General features: G+C 60.2%; 5 protein-coding genes. All 5 read left to right on the top strand.

The features are described 5' to 3' along the window. Positions 1–107: 107 nt before the first annotated feature. The 5 genes from WB402_RS08890 (at position 108) to speD (ending at position 4,737) form a co-directional block, all read left to right on the top strand. Positions 108–878, top strand: coding sequence for a 3'-5' exonuclease (locus WB402_RS08890; protein ID WP_424207007.1), 771 nt, complete (start codon positions 108–110; stop codon positions 876–878). 28 nt (positions 879–906) lie between these two features. After that, the gene (gene rlmD, locus WB402_RS08885; RefSeq protein ID WP_424207005.1) at positions 907–2,250 is read left to right on the top strand and encodes a 23S rRNA (uracil(1939)-C(5))-methyltransferase RlmD; all 1,344 of its coding nucleotides are present in this window, start codon (positions 907–909) and stop codon (positions 2,248–2,250) included. Between the two features lie 2 nt (positions 2,251–2,252). Next, positions 2,253–2,747, top strand: coding sequence for a L,D-transpeptidase family protein (locus WB402_RS08880; protein ID WP_424207003.1), 495 nt, complete (start codon positions 2,253–2,255; stop codon positions 2,745–2,747). Positions 2,748–2,749: 2 nt separating this feature from the next. Further along, on the top strand, positions 2,750–3,769 hold the full coding sequence (gene nagZ / locus WB402_RS08875) for a beta-N-acetylhexosaminidase (protein WP_424207001.1): 1,020 nt from the start codon (positions 2,750–2,752) through the stop codon (positions 3,767–3,769). An 89-nt stretch (positions 3,770–3,858) separates the two neighbouring features. After that, positions 3,859–4,737, top strand: a complete 879-nt coding sequence (speD, locus tag WB402_RS08870) for an adenosylmethionine decarboxylase (protein ID WP_424207009.1) — start codon at positions 3,859–3,861, stop codon at positions 4,735–4,737. Positions 4,738–4,831: the final 94 nt, after the last annotated feature.

The raw sequence follows: 4,831 nt of genomic DNA, 5'->3' as shown, positions 1-4,831 counted from the left end.
ATTTATGGTATTACCCGTTCACCCTTCGACAAGCTCAGGGCGAACGGGGGGCTTAATCGGACCTTCCTTAGTTTTTCTTCGCGCCTTTGCGGTGAGAATTAATTATTATGAATATCCTCGCATTCGACATTGAAACGATCCCGGACGTCGAGACCGGCCGCCAACTGCACGGACTGGACGGGCTGAGCGACAAGGACGTGGCACAGGTCATGTTCGCCAAGCGCCGCGAACAGACCGGCGAATCTGATTTCCTGCGCCATCACCTGCACCGTGTGGCGGCGATCTCGGCGGTGCTACGCACCGGCGACAGCCTGCGCGTCTGGTCGCTGGGCGAGCCAGATTCGAGCGAGGCAGAGCTGATCCAGCGGTTTTTCGACGGCATCGAGAAATATACGCCGGTGCTCGTGAGCTGGAACGGCAGCGGCTTTGATCTGCCTGTGCTGCATTATCGCTCGCTCAAGCATGGTATCGCCGCGTCGCGTTACTGGGACACCGGTGACAACGACCGCGACTTCAAATGGAATAATTACCTCAGCCGCTTCCACGCGCGCCACACCGACCTGATGGATGTATTGTCGGCTTATCAGCCTCGCGCCACGGCGCCGCTCGACGAGATCGCACAACTGCTGGGATTTCCGGGCAAGCTCGGCCGGCACGGGAGCGAGGTCTGGAGCCAGTTCCAGGCCGGCAAGATCGGCGAGATCCGCGACTATTGCGAAACCGACGCGCTCAATACTTATCTTATATATCTGCGCTTCGAACTGATACGCGGCAACCTAGATGAATCCGGGTGGAAACGCGAAACCGATCTGGTGCGCAAAACCTTGCGCGACGCCGGCAAACCCCATCTCCATGCCTTTCTCGATGCCTGGAAGTAAAGCATCCCATCTCATGGCAACGCCAGCGATGACATCATCCCGCCCCCGTGGCGATTCTCCTTTCACCGGCGGCGACATCCCCACGGCTACGGTGGAATCCATTGGCTACGACGGCCGCGGCGTCGCGCGCCTGGACGGAAAAACGGTATTCATCGAGGGCGCGCTGCCGGGTGAGCGGGTACGGTTTCGCTATTTGAGCAAACACAAAAATTTCGATACCGGCGCACTGGTCGAATTACTGGAAGCCAGCCCGAACCGCGTGACGCCGCCATGTCCGCATTTCGGCACCTGCGGCGGTTGTGACTTGCAACACCTGCGTCCGGAGGTCCAGATCCAGGCCAAGCAACAGATTCTGGCGGAACAATTCGCGCATATCGGCAAAGTGCGGCCGGAGACCTGGCTCGAACCCATCACGGGACCCGCCCTGGGCTACCGGCGGCGCGCGCGACTGGGCGCGCGGCTCGTGCCCGAGCGGGGCGGCATGCATATCGGTTTCCGCGAGCGGCGCAAAAGTTTTCTCGCCAATCTGGATACCTGCCTGGTGCTGGAACCCAAAATCGCCGAGCTCCTGCCCGAGCTGCGCACTCTGGTCGGCAGTCTTTCCTGCGCGCATCGCATTCCCCAGATCGAAGTCGCCTCGGGCGACCATGTTTCCGCTCTGGTGTTCCGGCATCTGCTCCCGCTGGTGGAACGCGACGAGGAACTCCTGCGCGATTTTGGCAAGCGGCACGATATTCAAATCTACCGTCAACCGCATGCTCCGGATTCCATCGTGGCGCTCTGGCCGGATGAACCGGAGGAACTTTATTACCGTCTTTCCGAATTCAATGTGGAAATCCGTTTCCGGCCGACCGACTTCGTGCAGATCAACAGCGTCGTCAATCAGAAGATGATCAGCCAGGCGGTCAGGCTGCTGGAGCTCAAGGGCGATGAACAGGTGCTGGATCTTTTCTGCGGGCTTGGCAACTTCACGTTGCCGCTGGCGCGACACGCCGGACGCGTGCTGGGCGTGGAAGCCGACGAGCCCCTGATCGCGGGTGCACGCCGCAATGCGCGACTGAACGACATCGCCAATGCCGAATTCATGGTGGCCAATCTTTACCACGAAGGCGGACCGATGCCGTGGGCGGATTTCCGTGTCGACCGCTTGCTGCTCGATCCACCGCGCGGCGGGGCCATCGAGGCAATCAAACGCCTCAGCGAACCGCTGCCGTCGCGGATTGTCTACGTATCCTGTCACCCCGCGACACTGGCGCGCGACAGCGAATATCTCGTACACGCGCTCGGCTACCGTCTGGCCGCGGCCGGCGCGATGGACATGTTTCCCCAAACCAGCCATGTGGAATCCATGGCGCTTTTTGTCCGTCCCTGACCATGACCGCGCCGCAACCGGTAATCGAAATCGATGTTCCCACCCAGACTCTGATTCTGAAGGACGCCCAGGAACGGATACTCATGCAAACCCGGATTTCGACTGCACGCAACGGCGTAGGCGAGAAGAACGGGAGCGAAAAGACCCCGCGCGGCGCGCACTACATCCGCGCCAGGATCGGGGCCGGCCTGCCGGCTGACGCGGTGCTGGTATCGCGCCGGCCTACCGGCGAAATCTATTCGCCGTCGTTGCGTACGGCATTCCCCAATCGCGACTGGATCCTCACCCGCATTCTCTGGCTCTGCGGCCTGGAGCCCGGCAAAAACCGCCTGGGCAAAGTGGACACCATGCGCCGCTACATTTATATCCACGGCTGCCCGGACGAGGACCCCATGGGAGTGCCTGGCTCGCGTGGCTGCGTCAAGATGCGCAACCGCGAGATCATCGAACTCTTCGACCACGTCGCGCCGGGCACGCGCGTGCATATCCGGGGCTGATCATGTCGCTCGGTCCTGTCATGCTGGATGTGCAAGGATTGACGCTGAGCGCCATCGAACGCGAGCGGCTCAAACATCCGCTGGTCGGCGGCGTGATCCTGTTCGCGCGCAATTATCAGTCGCCGGAGCAGGTCGAAAGCCTGGTGCGGGACATTCACGGCCTGCGCACGCCACGGCTGCTGGTGGCGGTGGACCACGAAGGCGGGCGTGTACAGCGTTTCCGTGACGGTTTTACCAGCCTTCCGCCACTGCGGCATCTGGGCAATATCTACGACGAGAATCCCAAGCGCGCCCGGCGGCTGGCGGAGACCAGCGGCTGGCTCATGGCCACGGAATTACGCGCCGTGGACGTGGATTTCAGCTTTGCGCCGGTGCTCGATCTCGACCGCGGCGTAAGCCAGGTCATTGGCGACCGGGCGTTTCACTCTCTTCCCGAGGCTGTGGCCGATCTGGCCCATGCCTATATGCACGGCATGCACCGGGCCGGTATGGCCGCCACCGGCAAGCATTTCCCCGGGCATGGGGCGGTGGAGGCCGACTCTCATGTGGCCCTGCCGGTAGACGATCGTCTGCTCGTCGACATCATGGCCGAAGACGTGGTGCCCTTTGAGCGCATGATTCATTACGGCCTTGAGGGAATTATGCCAGCGCACGTGATTTTCACCTGTGTGGACACCCAGCCCGCCGGTTTTTCCAGCACCTGGATCAGGAAGATTCTGCGCGGTCAGCTTGAGTTTCAGGGCGTCGTGTTCAGCGACGACCTGTCCATGGAGGGCGCCAAAGGGGCGGGTAACGTCGTGGCGCGGGCAAAACTGGCACTTTCTGCCGGTTGCGACATGGTGCTGGTCTGCAACGATCCGGCAGCGGCCGATCAGGTGCTGGCCGGTCTGGGTCATTACGACGATCCGGTGTCACATTTACGTCTGGTGCGCATGCACGGACGGGAAAATCCGACGCGCGATCTGTTGGCGCTGGATCAGGCGTACCTTGACGCGGTGCGCGCCGTCACCGGCATCGCATGAGCGCAAAAAAATATTGATTCGCGCCGAGGATGACCGATAATAAGCGGTAGCTTATATTGTTTTTCTGCCGGGGGTATTAGGAATTGGATCTGTTTCGTGCGCTTAAAAAGCTGAAGCTCGAGAGCTTCAACAATCTCACCAAGACGCTGAGCTTCAACATCTACGACATCTGCTATGCCCCCAGCGAGCAGGCGCAGAAGGAATACCTCGCGTACATTGACGAGGCGTATAACGCCGAGCGTCTGACCGCCATCCTGTCGGAGGTGGCCAGCATCATCGGTGCCAATATCCTCAACATCGCACATCAGGATTACGATCCGCAGGGCGCGAGCGTCACCATGCTCATTTCCGAACTGCCGATCCAGGAGGAGCCGCTTAACCCCGAGGCGCCCGGCCCGCTGCCGGACGCGGCGCACAACCGTCAACACCGTAGCGCGCATACGAATCTGTCGCTCGAACCCGAGCACGCGATCAAGGAATCGGTGGTGGCGCATCTCGACAAGAGCCACATCACGGTGCATACCTATCCGGAATCGCATCCGGACAACGGCATCGCCACGTTCCGCGCCGACATCGATGTGTCCACCTGCGGCAAGATCTCGCCGCTGCGCGCATTGAACTACCTGCTCCACAGTTTCGAATCCGATATCGTGATTATTGACTATCGGGTGAGAGGCTTTACTCGCGACGTCAAGGGCACCAAGCACTACATCGACCACAAGATCAACTCGGTCCAGAACTTCGTTGATAAAAATACGCTGGCCCGATATCAGGCCATGGACGTGAACGTCTACCAGGAAAACATTTTCCATACCAAGATGATGCTGAAGGACTCCAAGCTGGATAACTACCTCTTCGGCGTGAAAGAAGCGGAGCTGTCGCCACAGGACAACAAGATTGTCACGCAGCGTCTCACGCACGAGATGGCCGAGATTTTCTATGGCACCAACATGGTGCGGATGAATTAGTTTTTTCTTTCCTCGCTGCTGTCATTCCCACGTAAAGTCGAGCGGCCTGCGACCGCGTGTTTGAATCTGGGATGCTCCGCCCCCGACCCAGGGT

The organism is Sulfuricaulis sp. (assembly GCF_049587675.1).
In the GTDB taxonomy this organism is placed as follows: Bacteria; Pseudomonadota; Gammaproteobacteria; order Acidiferrobacterales; family Sulfurifustaceae; genus Sulfuricaulis.
Note: the sequence above shows the minus strand (reverse complement) of the source record. Positions and strands in the feature narration are given on the sequence as shown.

What these genes read in the sequence shown, in the direction of transcription:
- WB402_RS08880 (WP_424207003.1), top strand. Translation starts at nt 2,253, where the DNA reads ATGACCGCGCCGCAACCGGTAATCGAAATCGATGTTCCCACCCAGACT.
- nagZ (WP_424207001.1), top strand. Translation starts at nt 2,750, where the DNA reads ATGTCGCTCGGTCCTGTCATGCTGGATGTGCAAGGATTGACGCTGAGC.
- WB402_RS08890 (WP_424207007.1), top strand. Translation starts at nt 108, where the DNA reads ATGAATATCCTCGCATTCGACATTGAAACGATCCCGGACGTCGAGACC.
- rlmD (WP_424207005.1), top strand. Translation starts at nt 907, where the DNA reads ATGACATCATCCCGCCCCCGTGGCGATTCTCCTTTCACCGGCGGCGAC.